Here is a 17,045-nt window from a genome sequence, read left to right as displayed (position 1 = left end):
CGTGACAAATCGTCGGTTGCAGTTTCTATGTGCTGCCGGGCTGGTGCTTTTGTGCAGCACAGCGCCGATGTCACGTGCTTATGCGCTGGAGCTTTTTGGACGCTGCATTTTTGGCGAATGCACCTCGGATGAAGAGAAAGACAATGCCGAGCTGATCGATCCGAAGCGCTATGATGTAGACTTTTTAATTGTAAGCGATGAAGATGCTGTCGGGGATGCGATAAAATCAGGTTCCCAGCTTTGGCAAGGCAGGGACCGTGCTGTGGGCGGGTCTGCAGGCGTAATCGCGCGTGCCAAAGGTGATTATCGACGCATATTGGCTTCGCTTTATAATGAAGGCCGTTACGGCGGTACAATTTCTATCAAAATCAACGGTACGGAAGCCGCAAACCTTCCGGTTGGAACGGAATTCAACTCCGGTGACACCATCAGCGTTGTGGTTGATCCCGGCCCAGTTTATCTGTTCGGCACAGCCCAGGTTGAGGGTGCGCCACCGGAGCCTACCATGCGCGACGATGTGTTGCCCGAACTGGAAGATGTCGGCTTTAATACAGGAGCAGAAGCAAAGGCCGGAGCAGTCGGCAAAGCGTCAAAGCTTGTAAAAGACAAATGGCGCCAGCAGGGTTTTGCAACAGCGAAAGTAACCAATAGGCGTGTGACAGCAAATCACCCTGCACGCGAACTCAATGTTGTTCTGGAAGTCGAAAGCGGGCCTCCGGCTAGCTATGGAAATGTTGACGTACAAGGCACGGATCGTATGGACCCGGCTTTTGTCGCACGGCAGACCGGCTTGGTTGCAGGTAATGAATTTGATCCGGACGATCTTGAAAAGGCGAAAAAGCGGCTGGACCGTCTAGGCGTTTTCTCGACTCAGAAAATCGTAGAAGGTGAAACTGTCTCCGAAGACGGTACTTTGCCGATGACGCTGATTGTCAAAGAGCGCAAGTTACGACGTATAGGTTTGGGCGCGACAGTTTCCAGTCTCGAAGGTGTCGGACTGGAAAGTTATTGGCTGCACCGCAACCTGTTCGGCAAGGCGGAGCGGTTGCGTTTGGATGCGAAAGTAGGCGGCTTGGGCTCGACTTTTGATTATCAGAAGTTTGACTATGAAGTCGGAGCGGCATTTACAAAGCCGGGCGTTTTTACACCGGACACCGACCTCAATTTTAAGCTGTATGCGCGCCGTGAGGTCAACGAAAGTTTCACAGAAACGTCAGCGGGCGGCAATCTTGGCCTTACGCATTATTACTCCGATGAGCTGGTTTTCAATGGCGGAGTGTTTGTCGAGGCCGCGAAATTTGAGAGCGATCTTGGGGAAAGAGATTTTGTGACAGCGGGGCTCGATTTTTCAGCAATTTATGACTCGCGTGATAATAAGCTTGATGCCAGTGAGGGCTTTTACCTAAGTGCTGCGGCAAAACCATTTTACGAATTTAACTATCAGAACTTTGGCGCTGCGGTTGAGGCAGAGGCGCGTACCTATTTCTCATTTGATGATGAAGACCGAATTGTGCTGGCCGGACGGGCTATGGTTGCTTCCATTGTCGGCCCCGAGCGCGCTGAAACACCTGATAATTTTCTCTATTTTGCAGGTGGTGGCGGTTCGGTACGCGGTTATAATTTCAATGACATCGGTGTCGTTGAAGCCAACGGCGATATAACAGGCGGTAAATCGAAATTGGAAGCCTCCGCAGAACTGCGTTTCAAGACCGGTGGCAATTTTGGCGGTGCAATATTCATTGATGCCGGTACGGTTTCCGCTGATTCTCTGCCAAGCTTTGATCAGGATGTGCGATTGGGCGCCGGGTTCGGCGTGCGTTATTTCACGGGTCTCGGGCCTATTCGTGTGGATGTGGCTCTGCCGCTTAACCGGCGCAGCACAGACCCGCGCTTTGGCATCTATGCCGGAATTGGGCAGGCATTTTGATGGCGCGTATTGTGAAAACATTTCTCATAATGTGGGTCTTGGCGTTTTCGCTTGGCCATCAAGCTTTGGCGCAAGAATCTGAAGAGCATTCCGCATTTATAACATTTGTCGAAAACAAGCTTTCAACTGATAGCCGTCAGATACGTTTAAACGGCATTAAGGGCACGCTTTCTTCAAATGTTTCTTTTGAGAGCATTACAATCTCCGATGAAGACGGTGTTTGGCTGACCATCACGGAACCCCAGCTGATATGGAGCCGTGTAGCGCTGCTACGTGGCCGGCTGGAGATTGAAAAACTGTCAGCCACAAGCATCGATATGCCCCGCGGACCCAAGGCCGATGATAGTGCGCCGCCAGCAGAAGCAAGTGAATTTTCACTTCCTGAATTGCCGGTCTCGATCAATTTGGAAGAACTTGATGTTCCATCCATTAAATTCGGTCCCAGCGTTTTCGGCCTTGAATCAGAGTTGGCTGTTAATGGTGCGATTTCGCTGATTGACAGCTCTCTAACCACTGATTTGGACATTGTTCGTTTAGATGGTCCGGGCGGCTCTTTAAAGCTTGATGTGGTTTATAATGATAACGATGAGACCGTTAAACTCGACCTTCTTTTGCAGGAGCCTGAAGAAGGTATTATCGCAAATCTGCTTGATCTGGACGGTAAACCGCCTGTTGCGCTTGCTGTTAAAGGCGATGCCCCCATCCATGAGTTGCGTGTTGATATCGGTCTCGATGTTGACAACAAGCGCATTGTGAATGGTCAGGTAAACGTCAACGATATTGATGAAGGGCGGCAAATTCTTGCCGAGCTTGGTGGCCCTTTATCCAGCATTATGCCGCCGCAATACCAAACGCTTTTAGGTGATGCGAGCCGTCTTGAAGCCCAGCTATTGTTGTCAAATGCGGGATTTACTCAAATTGACCGTTTGACACTCAATAGCGGTGCCATTCGTTTTGATGCCAATGCGCGAATTCTGGCTGACGGGTTCTTAAGCCAGTTGAATTTAAACGCTGAAATTGCTGACGAAGATGGCAAACGCGTTGCATTGCCAACTGCGGAAAATGCAGCAGCAGCAAGATTTCAACAGGCTGACTTCAACATAACTTATGACGCGGCCAATGATGATCGTTTTGAGCAAACACTATTGCTGTCCGGCCTCCAGACAACAGACGTGGTTATTGAAGAAGTGCGATTGGCAACAGAAGGCGCAATTGCCAATTTTACCGTGCCGGAAAACCGTTCGATTGAATTTATTACACGCGGTACGGTGGACGGGATTACGTTTGATGACGAGGCACTGACGACAGCTGTCGGAAAAAATATAAAAATTGCCGGTTCCGGTTCCTGGCGCACGGGAGAGCCTTTGCAGCTTGCACAGTTGGATATTGAAGGGCGCGATTATGCATTGCGTACCAATGGTGCGTTGACGACCGGCAATTTTGACGGGCAAATTGGTCTGGAAGCAACACGGCTCTCATCTTTCAGTGATTTATTGGAACGCGAGTTGGCGGGTAATATTGCACTGGTGGCGACGGGTAATATTCAATATATTCTCGGCGCTTTCGATCTTGATTTGAATGGCGTAGCCAATGGTATTCGTACAGGCGACGAGACCGCAGATAAGCTTCTGGCCGGTGGTACAAAACTGTCAGGCGGTGTTACGCGAAATGCGGACGGGCTGTCATTTGACCGCTTGCGCCTATTGAACAATCAGGCAGATATTCTCCTCATCGGTAATTATGCATCTGACAATACAAGTATTACTGCCACCGCGGATTTACGCGATATTGCGGATATTTCCGATGCCGGTGAAGGTGCCGTGTCGCTGGTCGGCACAATCAAAGGTGTTGAACAGCCCTATGACACGGACATTGTGATCAATATTGAAAATGGTATTTTATCCGAAAAGCAAGTGAGCGGTTTGGAAGCGGCTTATCGCGGTGTCATGGGCGCCGAGCTTATTGAAGGTGAGCTTTCCGGCAGCGGTTTCATTGATGGTCAGGCATTATCGCTTGCCGGTAAGGTCAAGCGCACCGAACCGGAACTTGTCTTGGACAATATTGCTGCAAAAATCGGCGGCGCAGATATCGCGCTTGATTTAACGCGGCAAAACACATCCGGCCTGATGAAAGGACGTGCAGCCGTAAAGGCGACAGACATATCGTCATTGGCCGCCCTTGCCCTGCAGGATGCTTCGGGAAGTTTGAATGCGGATATTGTGTTAACGACGGTAGATAATGGCCAGTCCGCTGAAGTAACGGCTACCGCAAACAATCTTGTTTATGCCGAGAATAAAGTCGGAAGCGCCAATATCGATGCCCAAATCAAGACCCTTCTAAAATCTCCTGTTGTGAATGCGGATGTGTCGGCACGGGAAATCGTTGCGGGCGGAATTGAGGTTAGGTCGCTCACCGGAAATGTGGATACAGATGGCAAAATTACCGATTTTGATCTGGCCGCAACTATGGTTCAGGAGAATGCCCGGCTGACAACAGTCGGCCGGTTTAAGCAGGGTGATAACCAGCAAACAATTAATATCGATACGTTGACATTGCGCTCCGATAAGGGTGACGCCGCACTGGTCAATCCGGCCAAAGTTACAATCCGCGACGGCAAGACGACAATTTCAGATGCCCGGCTCAATGTGGCCGGCGGCACAATTGATATAGCTGGCAGCGTAAGCGACACCATCAATGTTACGGCAAATATTTCCGGTTTACCGCTTCGTATTGCCAATGCGTTCAGCCCCGGACTGGGACTGGGCGGTTCAATCAACGGGCGCGTTGTTGCAACCGGCGCAACTGCTGCGCCAAAAGCGAGTTTTGGTGTGGATGGAAGCGGCATTACAGCAACTCAGCTTCAGCAAAATGGTATTTTGCCGCTTACACTTTCCATAAATGGTGACTTTAATGGAGCTAACCAGCGCGTATCGCTGAACAGCTTGAGCGTATCGAATGCTCAAAATGTTCAGATCAGAGGGTCGGGGGAAATCCCGCTACAGGGAAATGGACTAAGAGTTTCTGCGGAAGGGACAGCGCCGCTTGGCATCGCTGAACGCTTCCTGGCAGACCGCGGAACCCGGCTGAGCGGTCAGGCGCGTTTCAACGTAACAGCAACGGGCAGTTTGAGTAGGCCGAATACTGAAGGCATATTGTCTGTTTCAGGCGGTACCGTCACCGACCCGTTGTCTAATCTCCGGCTTGAAAATATCGGCTTGCTCGCAGGACTGCGCGGTGATGCTGTGGTTGTTCAGCGCCTTAATGCGCAATTGGCGCGCGGCGGCTCGGTGTCAGGGTCGGGTACCGTTGGTATTACCGGTGACATGCCTGCTGATTTGTCAATCCAGATTAATAATGCTGCCTATAGCGATGGTCAGACTTTCTCTACACGCGCCGACGGTAATTTGGCTTTAAAAGGCAATCTGCTGCGTGATCCGGTCCTGTCCGGTCAGATCAATCTGGGCAAAACTGAAATTACTGTGCCAGAAACATTTGGCGGTGATGTCGAACTGCTTGACGTGAAAAACGTTAATGCTGCTCCGGATGTCCAGCGCACACTGGACCGTTTGGCAAAAGCATCCCCATTGCCAAAACCATCAAGTCGGCCAAGCATCATCCAGTTGAACCTGACAATCAATGCTCCGTCGCAGATTTTTGTGCGTGGCCGCGGCTTGGACGCGGAACTGGGCGGCAGAATAGCGATTAAAGGACCGGTGACAAATGTGCAGCCAAGTGGACGTTTCGATTTGCGCAGGGGCCGGCTGAGTATCATCGGCAAACGCTTTGATCTTAACGAGGGTTCGGTCACGCTGACGGGCGACCTTGATCCAACATTGCGGTTTGTTGCGACAACACAGTCAGGTGATGTGACAGCCTCTATTATTTTGAGCGGACGGGTTTCTGATCTTGATGTTTCATTTTCTTCATCACCCGAATTGCCGGAAGATGAGGTTCTTGCTGCAATTATCTTCGATCGCAATATCGGTGAACTGACACCGACCCAGATCGCACGCCTTGCATCGATTGCAGTTGAGTTGACCGGCGGTAACAGTCCGGGCTTGGTTGATGGTATCCGCAGCAGTCTTGGCTTTGATGATCTTGATATTGTTCAGGACAGCGATGGAAACGCAGCCGTTAGAGCCGGTAAATATATTTCCGATAATGTTTATCTTGGCGTACAGGCCGGTCAGGAAACCGAAGCAACGATCAATTTGGATATTACGGAGAGTTTGACTGCACGCGGCGCTGTGAGCTCTGAAGGTGATACCAGCCTTGGTGTTTTCTTCGAGCGTGATTATTGATTTTCACGCCTTGCACTTTACCCAGCGATAATTATTACTCCGCCTATTCCGTGCTTGGTGCGCATAGTTGAAAGGCAATATGAGATGATTCCGTTTGAAAACGTAAAAGATATACGATGCGCTGGCGAGGCGATGGTAGAATTGAGCGTTGATGCAGACGGCAGTACAGCCCGAATAGGTATCGCTGGCGATGTTCTGAATTCGGCAATTTATTTAAGGCGAACTTTAAAGAGTGGTGCATCCGTCTCTTTTGTATCCCGCGCAGGTAATGATAAATTTTCCGCGCGCCTTCGATCTGTTGTCGAAGCCAATAATATTAACGCGCAATTGGTTGCGACCGATAAGCAGCGTACTGTCGGTCTTTATGTGATCAGTACAGATGCACAGGGCGAGCGTACCTTCCAGTATTGGAGAAACCAGTCCGCAGCGCGCATCATGTTTGGCACTGATGATGCGCCGGACTTTTCCTCATTGGATGGCGCGGATTTGATCTACCTTTCAGCGATAACAGTTGCTGTACTAGCGCCGGCTATACGTGACGCATTATTGAAACAGCTATCAGAGCTGCGCAAGAATGGCGTTCTTGTTGCTTTTGATTCCAACTATCGTCCTACGCTTTGGGAATCTAACGAGACGGCACGCAGCGTTGTTTCTGATTTCTGGAAACAGACGGATATTGGTTTCCCATCAGTTGATGATGAGATGGCTTTGTTTGATCAGGATGCCGAGGCTACGACCGAACGTCTCGCCGGATATAAAATGCCTCTTTGTATATTAAAACGTGGTGACAAGGGACCGGTTGTTATCAGCGGCGCGGAAGCATTGGGTGATGCCAATTTTGCGCCTGCGGAAAATGTTGTCGATACAACAGGTGCCGGAGACAGCTTTAACGGTACTTTTTTAGGTGCACTTCTCAACGGATGCTCCGTGCATGAGGCGTGTCATCAAGCCCATGCAATGGCTTCGCGGGTTGTCGGTTTCCGCGGCGCTATTATCGAATAAATCGAGAAATCCATCACCTTCCAAATTAGTTTGCTAAGAACTCAATTACTTAAAATACAATTTTAATTTGAGAGAAATTGCAGGAAGTTCAAGGAAGTTATTTTAAAAAATTACAATTAGAAACCTGGTCAGAACAACTAACTAGGACCAACCAATATGCTAACCGGCGTTTCGAATGTTTTTACACCTTCAGGCCAAAAGCCTGCAGAAAACCAAAATCAGCAAGCTCAGCCAAATACTGAAGAGCAAGGGCAGTCTGAAGCTGCACCATCGCAGTCTAACTCTGGCAGCAGCCAAAGCTCAAATGCAGGCGGAGCTGCACAGGCACAGACTGCAGTAAGCTCTAGCAAAGCGGCTAATGCCTCGTCTAAAAGCGCACAGCCTTCTGCGTCCTCGCAGGCTGCTTCAAATGAAAATGCAGTAGCGTCATCATCATTTGATGATAGCGCTTATACACGCCGCGTGGCCGAGCGTGTCCAGGCTGAAATGATTATGAACTCTGTCTTCACTTCGAAAACCCAATCAAATGCTTTGATAAGCCTGTTTGCTTCAGAAAGTCAGGAAGCAGGTACAACCAACAAGGCAGTATTGAGCGAATATATGAAAAACAGCGAACCGGCTTAATCGACGGAATCGCATAGCTAAGATAATTTAACAGTGCCGGAGTGATTTCAGACGCTTCGGCACTTTTGTATATTCAAGTGCCTATGCCGGTGTGAAAATCGCTGTTGCCGGATCGCATTTATAAGAACTTTCATATCCGCCTGCGCTGTCTGCCAATTCCAACACGGCTTTCAAAATGGCATCGATCTCTGCATCTGTTGCAAGAAAGCTGAAGTTCAAACGCGCAAAACCGGGTTTCTCGATCTCATGCCCTGCAAGAATTGCGGCGCGCATCTGATCGGAGGCATTTCCGTCAATACCCATAGCACGGTGTACATAAGGCCCGGCGCAAGCACAGCCACCGCGCGCCTGAATACCATAGCAATCTGAAAGCAGGCGTGTGATCAATTGCTGGTGAACATAGCCGCCTGCGCTGTTTTTTATTCTAAATGAGAAGATGGGAAGCCGGTCGCAGCCGATATTGCCAAGCAGCACGATATTGGGATGGTTGCCCCATGCCTGCAACGCCCTAGCGCAATTCTCTTTATTGCGTTTAGTAATGTAATCTTGGCCAATTGCCGATTTAACCAGCAAGCACAGGGCAGAGCGCAGGTCGCCAATGACATTTGGAGTGCCTGCTTCTTCACGCGCCTCAACACTGCCGGAATAATCATGGGCGGTTGGCGAGACAAATTTGACAGTACCGCCACCAGGTAAGGTTGGTTTGTCAGTGCGTATCGCATCATGGCGAAGGATAAGAATGCCGGAGGCTTGCGGCCCGCCGACAAACTTATGAGGCGATAATACTACCGCATCAATCAAAGCATCGAAAGAAGGACAAAGGTCGATTGAAAGATAGGGCGCACCGCCCGCATAATCCCAGACCACTGTAGCACCGGCCGCTTTTAAGATACGGCTGACAGCAACAACATCAGTGACAATACCGGTAACGTTAGAGGCTGCCGAAAAAGCACCGATAACTGGCCGCCCCTGAACCTGTCCCAGCGTTTGCTGGAGTACTGACATACACGGTCCGCCATGAGCTGCTTCCGGCACTTCGATCACTTCCGCGCCGCTTTCCCGCCAAGGCAAAATATTGGAGTGATGCTCATAAGGGCCAATCAGAACCACCGGCGCCTTGCCCTGCTGGACCATGTTGCGCAGTCCTAACAGGTGCACAAGCCGGTTGATGCCGCTAGTTGCTCCTGAACCGGTAAAGATGACGGCATGATCTTGAGATGCGTTGTATTCGCCGCGGATAATATCACGCGCCTGACGGCGCAGCCGTGTCATCATGCCGCCAACAAAGGATGCCTCTGTATGGCTATTGGCATAGAAGGGCAGCAATTCCGACATAACAAATTCTTCGATTTGCCGCAGCGCGCGCCCTGAAGCGACGTAATCCGCATAGATCAAAGGTTTTTTCCCGAACGGCCCTTCGATGACAGCATCATGCCCGATCAATCCGTCGATCAGATCTTGCACAATAGTTTCAGATTGGATGTTTATTTGAAAACGCTCAAACAAATCTTGACCGGATTGCTTGTTCATTGGTCTGCTCCCTAAGATGATGTTCTATAATTAACTGATCGCAGGGCAAAAGATTTCACTTGTTTTTGCATATTTTATATGAATATTGGGTCAAATGATTGATTATGATGATATTGATCGAAAAATTATCACAGTTCTGCAAAGGGACTGTACGTTGTCGCAACGTGACATTGCTGCCGAGGTAGGCCTGTCTCAAAATGCATGCTGGCGACGGATGCGTCGATTGGCTGACAGTGGTATTATTGAAGGCAACCACGCCCGTATCTCACCGGAAGCGGTCGGTTTGGATTTAACGGTTTTCATGATGATCCGTACCCGTCAGCATAGTGAAGAATGGTCACAGTCCTTTCGCAAGCAGGTGGCCAATATACCGGAAATTGTTGATGTCTACCGGATCGGCGGCGACTGGGATTATTTGATCAAAGTGGTGACAACATCAATGGCCGGTTACGACGCTGTGTATCAGCGACTTACATCAAAAGTTGAGCTGGAAACTGTTACAGGCCTGTTTGCAATGGAAGCAATTTTGGAAAACAGGCCATTGTCATTGCCGTAATTATTGGTACGGCCAACGAAACGTCGCCGGTTAAGTTTTCGCACTAAATTCCAGATCAGCAGCACTGCTGTTTTCAAGAACATAAAGTGCGTTTGGTATGTCGTTCCCCATCGCCTTTTGAAAGGCGCTATCTGCATCAAAACCATATTGATGCCATCTGTCGATTAAACGGCTTTGCAGCACATCAATGTCCGGTCGAACAAAGATAGTAAGGTCGAAGAACTGATTCAGATCAGACCACGGCTTTTCTTTCAAAAGAAGATAATTTCCTTCAATGACAACAATCTGGGTGTTTTTGGAAACCGATGCTGCATTGGGAATAGCTTTATCAAGCGAGCGATCAAAAACCGGATAGAAAACTTCGTGTCCCTGATGTGAAATCTGACGGACGAGGCTTACAAAACCCGCCGCATCAAATGTCTCGGCCGCGCCCTTTCGTTGGCGCAGACCCATTTCATCAAGGGTTAAATTGTCCAGATGAAATCCGTCCATCGGCACAAGGGCAGCTTTACCGTCAGTCTGAGCGTTCAAATCATTGACCGCGAGTTCTGCCAATGTAGATTTACCGGCCGCAGGCGGACCGGCGATAGCGATCATTAATCGGCTGGCATTTGTGGACAGCTTATCAATCCGTGCCAGAATGGTAGCTCGTTCATCTTCGAACATAAGCCTTCACGCTGCCACAGCTTCTGATGGCGGTTCCTTGGCTCCGGTCATAAATGCGACCGCGTCAGACATGGTGTAGTCCTTGGGGTCAATGACACATAGGCGCTTTCCAAGCCGGTGAATATGAATGCGGTCAGCAACTTCAAAGACGTGCGGCATGTTGTGTGAGATTAATATAATCGGAATGCCGCGTGCTTTCACATCCTGGATAAGTTCCAGCACTTTACGAGATTCTTTTACGCCGAGTGCGGCCGTCGGCTCGTCAAGAATAATGACTTTCGAGCCGAAGGCAGCAGCGCGTGCAACCGCAACGCCCTGACGCTGGCCACCGGAGAGGGTTTCGACTGCCTGATTGATATTCTGGATTGTCATCAAGCCGAGTTCGGTCAGTTTTTCACGGGCAAGGGTCTCCATCTTCTTGCGGTCGAGCTGTCTGAAAACAGTGCCCATAAAACCTTCTTTTCTAATTTCTCGGCCCATAAACATATTATCCGCAATTGACAGTGCGGGAGACATCGCAAGCGTCTGATAAACAGTTTCAATGCCGTGGGTGCGGGCTTGAATAGGCGAGGTGAACTTCACCTCTTTGCCTTCAATGTATATGGTGCCCGCATCGGGAATAACGGCCCCCGACAAGGCTTTGATCAGGGTTGATTTTCCCGCGCCATTGTCGCCGATAACTGCAAGTATTTCACCTGGCATCAAATCAAAATCACAATGATCCAGCGCGGTTACTCTGCCATAGCGCTTGACCAGATTCCGGCCTTTCAAAATCGGTTCCATTAGTTTGACACCTTTCTGATCCATTGGTCGACGGCAACAGCTGCAATGATGAGCAGACCAATCAGTAGATAAGTCCATTGCGCATCTGCGCCAAGTAGACGCAAACCAAGTGTAAAGACACCGACGATAAGCGCTCCAAATAACATGCCAAGAACAGACCCGCGCCCGCCAAACAGCGAGATACCGCCGATTACAACAGCTGTGATCGATTCAATATTCGCAAGCTGGCCCGACGTTGGCGAGACAGAGCCGATACGGCCGATAAGTGCCCAGCCCGCAAAGGCGCAGATTAGTCCTGACAACATGTAAACGGAAATAAGTGTGCGCTTGACCTGAACGCCTGAAAGTTCCGCAGCATCGGGGTCATCACCAACAGCGTAAACATGTCTGCCCCAAGCCGTTTCGCGCAATACATAGGCAAGAACAAGAACCAGCGAGACGAGAAAGACAACACCGTATGTAAAGTTTGCGCCGCCCCGCCCTGCTTCATCTGCACCAATTGTCAGTGTCGTGCCGAAAAATTGTAAAAGAGGCGCTTCGCTTGCAATTTCCTGACTGCGAATGGTTTCATTGGCCGAAAAAAGGAAATTAGTCGCCAGTATGATCTGCCACATGCCCAGTGTCACAATGAAAGGCGGAAGGCGCATGACCGCAACCAGCCATCCGTTGATAAAGCCGCACAGCGTTCCGCATAAGAGACCGCAGGCAACAGCCACCTCAACCGGAAGGCCATAACGGAATGTAAACTGTCCCATAACGACAGATGACAGAACCATGATGGCACCGACCGACAAATCAATGCCCGCCGTTAGAATAACAAGCGACTGTGCGGCACCCACAATGCCGACAATGGCAACTTGCTGAAGAATGAGTGTGAGCGCAAAAGGTGAAAAGAATTTGCTACCAAGCAATATGCCGAAAACAATGATCGCAAGAATGAGAACAATTAGCGGTACAAGGGATGGCGTTAGGTGCAGTCGATGCTGCAGTTGACTGACAAAGCTGCGGTTATCGTCATCAAATTGCGCAATTGTTTGGGCGCTGCTTGTCGCAGATTTCTCATATTCTTGTGCGTCAGCCATAATTTTCCCCGACCCTGATATTTTGGCAATGTGGCGGCTGCATTGCAGCCGCCCCAAGCGAGAGTTTATCTAAAAGACTGGCAGATCAACCCCAGCACTTGTCCATGCCTTCTTTGACGCTGATTGATTCTACACCTTCGGCGGGCTTGTCGGTGACAAGTGCAACGCCTGTATCAAAGAAGTTTTTGCCTTCAGTGAGTGCAGGTTTGGTGCCGTCTTTGGCCCATGCTGCAATGGCTTCAATTCCTTTGGATGCCATGAGAAGCGGGTATTGCTGTGATGTTGCACCGATAACGCCATCGGCAACATTTTGAACACCCGGGCATCCGCCATCAACAGAAACGATAAGCACGTCATTCTCACGGCCGATGGATTTCAGTGCCTCATAGGCACCGGCTGCCGCAGGTTCGTTGATGGTATAAACGACATTGATTTCAGAATCTTTTGCCAGAAGGTTTTCCATCGCCTTGCGGCCGCCCTCTTCATTGCCTGCTGTTACATCATTGCCGACGATACGCGGGTCTGTCTCATCACCCCATTTGTTTGGATCACCAAGCTCAATGCCAAATCCCTGCAGGAAACCCTGGTCGCGCAAAACGCCAACGGTCGGCTGTGACACGCCAAGGTCGAGCATGGCAATCTTTGCATTGGCCGCTTCATCGCCGAGCGTTGCGGCTGCCCATTTGCCGATCAATTCACCGGCCAGAAAGTTATCTGTTGCGAATGTGGCATCGGCCGCATCAATCGGATTGAGCGGTGTATCGAGCGCAATAACAAGCAAACCGGCATCACGTGCCTGCTGTACTGATGAAACAATGGATGATGTGTCAGATGCGGTTATCAATATGCCTTTTGCACCATCGGCGATGCATGTTTCAATCGCCGCGACCTGAGTTTCATGGTCACCGTCAATCTTTCCCGCAAAAGTCTTCAGCTCAACACCAAGCTCTGCAGCTTTGGCTTCCGCGCCCTCTTTCATCTTCACAAAAAACGGATTCGTATCGGTTTTTGTAATCAGGCAGGCGCTGGCTGAATGACTTTCAGCAGATGCTGGTGTGATGAAGGCTGCAGATGCGACAAGAGCGCTGGCGGCGGCCGCCAGAATAGTATTTTTCATGATGTTCCTCCCAAAAGCGGCACCATGCCGCGAAACAAATAGCAGGCACCGAGTATTCGGTGAGCCCGCACTATTCAGACTCAAAAATTTAACAGAGTCAATTAATAAATCAAGTTTATTTATTAATTGATTGTCCGTGCTTTATATGCTGCAATAAATAGAATAGAGGAGACGTGATGAACGTGCCAAAAGTCAGATCTCTCAGTGGCGGCGCTAACCAAAGCGGTTTGCGCGACTATAATGAGCGCTTGCTTCTGTCCATGCTTTTGCGCAATGGGCCGATGCCGGGCAGTGATCTGGCGCGCCGTGCAGGCTTGTCGGCGCAGACCGTCTCGATCATTTTGCGCAAATTGGAAAATGACGGATTTTTGGAGCGGGGCGCACCTCAGCGCGGAAGGGTCGGCAAACCGTCCATCCCGATGGGATTGGCCGCAAGCGGAGCCTATGCATTTGGATTGAAAATCGGCAGACGCAATGCTGATCTAATCCTTATCGACTTTAAGGGCGGTATTCGCGCGCAAAAAAACATTGCCTATGATTATCCGATGCCGGACCAGATTTTCGGATTTCTGGAAGCGGGTATGGCTGACATAAATTCAAATTTGTCACCCTTGGAGCGCGAACGGGTTTGCGGGATTGGATTGGCGGCACCATTCGAGTTGTGGAACTGGTATGAGCTGGCCGGCGCGCCGGCTGAGGAGTTTTTGCGGTGGCGCGATATTGATCTTCGCGAACAGGTTTCGCGGTTCAGCGCCTTACCGATCTATATCATGAACGATGCGACAGCCGCTTGCCGCGCCGAGCATGTCTATGGCCGCGGAAAAGAATTTCGCGATTACGCTTATTTCTTCATTGCGGCTTTTGTTGGCGGTGGCATCGTGTTGAACCATTCGGTCTTTGAAGGACATCAAGGTAATGCCGGTGCGCTTGGCTCTCTCAGAAGTACAGGGCCGAACGGTGAGAGCCGTCAGCTAATTGATATTGCATCAATTCACTTGCTTGAAGCGCGCTTGGAACAGGCCGGTATCGATAAAAGTATACTGTGGAAGCAGCCTCAAGACTGGAGTGGTTTAACGCGATATGTCGATGCGTGGATGGGCGAAACGGCTCAGGAACTGGCAAAGGCGGCGTTATCAACCTGTTCGGTCATCGATTTCGAAGCGGTTCTTATCGATGGTGCTTTTCCCGAAAATATCCGATTCGAGCTGGCTGAAAGGACATCGCGCTATATTGCAAATCAGGATATGCGCGGCCTTATTCCGCCCAAAATCGAAGCCGGAAGCATTGGCGGCAATGCCCGCGCGCTGGGCGCTGCCAGCGGACCGATTTTCGCCCAATATCTATTGAACACCAATGTCGGATTGGCGGAAGTTCAATAAAAGTGAAGCCTTGTGCGCAGGCGTAAGAATACAGATTCTGTGATTTTCAAAATAACTATCTGATACAAAGATCGCATTTGTGCATTGCACAATTTTTTCAAATTGCGCAGTATAGCGATCATGTCTGACCGCCTTCCATCTGTTCTGATCATTGATGAAAATGCCGAACGCGCTTCAATCATTGAAGCGGGATTGCTGGCTGCAGGGCACAGCAAAGTGACCATCTTTGACAGCGTTAAAGGAATTGCCGCCAGAATTGCAGCATTGGAACCGGATGTCATTGTCATAGATTTGGAAAACCCAAACAGGGATATGCTTGAAAACATTTTCCAGCTTACCCGCGCGGTCAAAAGACCCATAGCGATGTTCGTTGACCAGTCCGATGCGGAAACAATGCAGTCTGCAATTGATGCCGGTGTCTCTGCCTATGTTGTCGACGGGCTGCGTCAGGAGCGGGTGAAGAACATTCTCGATATGGCTATTAGCCGTTTTAACGCATATTCGCGTCTTGAGCGGGAGCTCGAAGAGGCGCGCGGTGCTTTGCAGGGGCGCAAGACCATTGATCAGGCAAAAAGCCTTATTATGAAATCGCGAGGGCTGGACGAAGATGCCGCCTATAAATTACTGCGCAAGACCGCGATGAACCAGAACCGCAAGATTGTCGAGATTGCCGAAAACCTCGTCATTTCTGCAGGCCTGTTAGGAGGGCTCGATGATTGAGTTAACTGCGGGCTTCATGCCGTTAACAGACTGCGCTATTTTAATCATCGCCAAAGAACAGGGCTTTGCCGAAGCCGAAGGAATATCTCTTGATCTTGTGCGTGAGAGTTCATGGGCGAATATGCGCGACCGGCTCTCAATCGGGCAGTTCGACATTGCCCATTCATTGGCGCCGATGCCGCTTGCCGCCAACCTAGGGCTCACGCCATTTGATGCAAAACTGATTGCGCCAATGGCACTGGGCTTGGGGGGCAATGCTATCACTGTCAGCAATACTGTTTTTGATGCCATGCGCGTGGCAGGTGCTTTTTCAATTACCGACGCTGCAGCAGCCGGGAGCGCTTTGGGCGCAGTCGTTAACGAGCGCGCAGGGGTGCAGGGGAAACGGCTTCAGTTTGGTGTGGTTCATCCTTTCTCCGTTCATAATTATGAACTTCGCTATTGGTTGTCAGCGTCCGGTATTCGGCCGGATATTGATGTTGATATTGTGGTGTTGCCGCCGCAACTGATGGCGGACGCTTTGGCTGCTGGACAAGTCGACGGCTATTGCGTTGGCGAACCTTGGAACAGCGTTGCTGTTGCAAGAAATGTGGCAAAGATTGTGACCGTCAAAGCGGCTATATGGTCATCCAGCCCCGAAAAAGTGCTCGCGATGCGCGAGACGTGGGCTGGCGAAAATAGGGATGTTGTTGGCAGGCTTCTGTCTTCTCTTTATGCCGCTGCTCAGTGGTGTGCGGATGCTGAAAACAGTCCGGTGCTCGCGGAAATCCTGGCGCGCCGCGAATATTTAAACCAGGATGTTACGCTTCTTGAACCGGCTTTGACTGGCAGTATCCTTTCAGGTGCCAAGCTCGGAAATGATTTGCCATTTTTTGAACCTTACGCGCGTGCAGCGACCTTTCCATGGCAAAGCCATGCGCTTTGGCTTTACACGCAGATGGTGCGTTGGGGACATGTCGTCCATGAAGCCGGAAACATCAAGATTGCGGCTGAGAGCTTTAGGCCGGATATCTACCGCGAAAGCTTGTCGGCGTCAGGCGCGGCAGTGCCCACCGCCAATTCGAAAGTCGAGGGTGCTCTGGCAGAAATGACCGCCGTTGGTGTGTCGGCCCGCACGCTGTTTCTTGGGCCTGACGGTTTCTTTGATCGTAAAGTTTTTGATCCTGATGAAATTGAAGTATACATAAGTGCACAAAAATAAGGCATCGTACCGCAGTGCACATTTAACAGGCATAAAATACTGTCGCAGTGCACAATTCCTGTTCAGCGTTTATATGTGCGCTTAGAAGCGAATTTTTATAACCTATTGAAAAGTAATACACTTTTTAAAACTCCAAAAACTGGCACGCCCTATGCAT

13 protein-coding genes are annotated in these 17,045 nt (G+C 50.1%); 8 read left to right on the top strand and 5 right to left on the bottom strand.

The window, feature by feature from the left end; all coding sequences use genetic code 11:
* Window position 1: 1 nt before the first annotated feature.
* From SU32_RS04430 to SU32_RS04415, 4 genes are all read left to right on the top strand, one after another.
* The gene (locus SU32_RS04430) at window positions 2-1,927 is read left to right on the top strand and encodes an autotransporter assembly complex protein TamA (RefSeq protein WP_211097679.1); all 1,926 of its coding nucleotides are present in this window, start codon (window positions 2-4) and stop codon (window positions 1,925-1,927) included.
* Window positions 1,927-6,228 carry a translocation/assembly module TamB domain-containing protein gene (locus SU32_RS04425; protein ID WP_053998144.1) on the top strand — a complete coding sequence of 1,434 codons (4,302 nt, stop codon included), beginning with the start codon at window positions 1,927-1,929 and terminating at the stop codon, window positions 6,226-6,228. The genes SU32_RS04430 and SU32_RS04425 overlap by 1 nt, the downstream gene beginning before the upstream one ends.
* A gap of 84 nt (window positions 6,229-6,312) precedes the next feature.
* On the top strand, window positions 6,313-7,230 hold the full coding sequence (locus SU32_RS04420) for a sugar kinase (protein ID WP_053998143.1): 918 nt from the start codon (window positions 6,313-6,315) through the stop codon (window positions 7,228-7,230).
* Window positions 7,231-7,386: 156 nt separating this feature from the next.
* Window positions 7,387-7,854, top strand: coding sequence for a hypothetical protein (locus tag SU32_RS04415; protein ID WP_053998142.1), 468 nt, complete (start codon window positions 7,387-7,389; stop codon window positions 7,852-7,854).
* 81 nt (window positions 7,855-7,935) lie between these two features.
* On the opposite strand, the gene SU32_RS04410 is transcribed toward SU32_RS04415, so the two are convergent.
* The gene (locus SU32_RS04410; protein WP_053998141.1) at window positions 7,936-9,384 is read right to left on the bottom strand and encodes an aminotransferase class V-fold PLP-dependent enzyme; all 1,449 of its coding nucleotides are present in this window, start codon (window positions 9,382-9,384) and stop codon (window positions 7,936-7,938) included.
* A gap of 82 nt (window positions 9,385-9,466) precedes the next feature.
* Here SU32_RS04410 and SU32_RS04405 point away from each other — a divergent pair, with 82 nt between their 5' ends.
* Entirely contained in the window at window positions 9,467-9,940 is a 474-nt protein-coding gene (locus tag SU32_RS04405; protein ID WP_425394260.1) for an Lrp/AsnC family transcriptional regulator, read from the top strand.
* A 30-nt stretch (window positions 9,941-9,970) separates the two neighbouring features.
* Here SU32_RS04405 and SU32_RS04400 read toward each other — a convergent pair whose 3' ends face one another.
* The 4 genes from SU32_RS04400 to SU32_RS04385 form a co-directional block, all read right to left on the bottom strand.
* On the bottom strand, window positions 9,971-10,606 hold the full coding sequence (locus tag SU32_RS04400; RefSeq protein WP_053998139.1) for a nucleoside triphosphate hydrolase: 636 nt from the start codon (window positions 10,604-10,606) through the stop codon (window positions 9,971-9,973).
* Window positions 10,607-10,612: 6 nt separating this feature from the next.
* A complete protein-coding gene (locus SU32_RS04395) occupies window positions 10,613-11,389 on the bottom strand; it encodes an ATP-binding cassette domain-containing protein (protein ID WP_053998138.1) in 777 nt (258 codons plus the stop codon).
* Window positions 11,389-12,471 carry an ABC transporter permease gene (locus SU32_RS04390; protein WP_053998137.1) on the bottom strand — a complete coding sequence of 361 codons (1,083 nt, stop codon included), beginning with the start codon at window positions 12,469-12,471 and terminating at the stop codon, window positions 11,389-11,391. The genes SU32_RS04395 and SU32_RS04390 overlap by 1 nt, the downstream gene beginning before the upstream one ends.
* 85 nt (window positions 12,472-12,556) lie before the next feature.
* Window positions 12,557-13,588 (bottom strand): sugar ABC transporter substrate-binding protein, encoded by a 1,032-nt coding sequence (locus tag SU32_RS04385; protein ID WP_053998136.1) that lies wholly within the window; start codon window positions 13,586-13,588, stop codon window positions 12,557-12,559.
* Between the two features lie 176 nt (window positions 13,589-13,764).
* On the opposite strand from SU32_RS04385, the gene SU32_RS04380 reads away from it, so the two are divergent.
* From SU32_RS04380 to SU32_RS04370, 3 genes are all read left to right on the top strand, one after another.
* On the top strand, window positions 13,765-14,967 hold the full coding sequence (locus tag SU32_RS04380) for an ROK family transcriptional regulator (protein ID WP_053998135.1): 1,203 nt from the start codon (window positions 13,765-13,767) through the stop codon (window positions 14,965-14,967).
* Between the two features lie 120 nt (window positions 14,968-15,087).
* Window positions 15,088-15,687 (top strand): ANTAR domain-containing response regulator, encoded by a 600-nt coding sequence (locus SU32_RS04375; protein WP_053998134.1) that lies wholly within the window; start codon window positions 15,088-15,090, stop codon window positions 15,685-15,687.
* Complete coding sequence (locus SU32_RS04370; RefSeq protein WP_053998133.1) at window positions 15,680-16,888, top strand: CmpA/NrtA family ABC transporter substrate-binding protein; 1,209 nt, start codon at window positions 15,680-15,682, stop codon at window positions 16,886-16,888. The genes SU32_RS04375 and SU32_RS04370 overlap by 8 nt, the downstream gene beginning before the upstream one ends.
* The last annotated feature ends 157 nt before the right edge of the window (window positions 16,889-17,045 follow it).

This window comes from Ahrensia marina (assembly GCF_001293565.1).
GTDB classification, from domain to species: domain Bacteria; phylum Pseudomonadota; class Alphaproteobacteria; order Rhizobiales; family Rhizobiaceae; genus Ahrensia; species Ahrensia marina.
The sequence above is the reverse complement of the archived record's forward strand: the minus strand, read 5'-3'. Positions and strand labels throughout refer to the sequence as shown.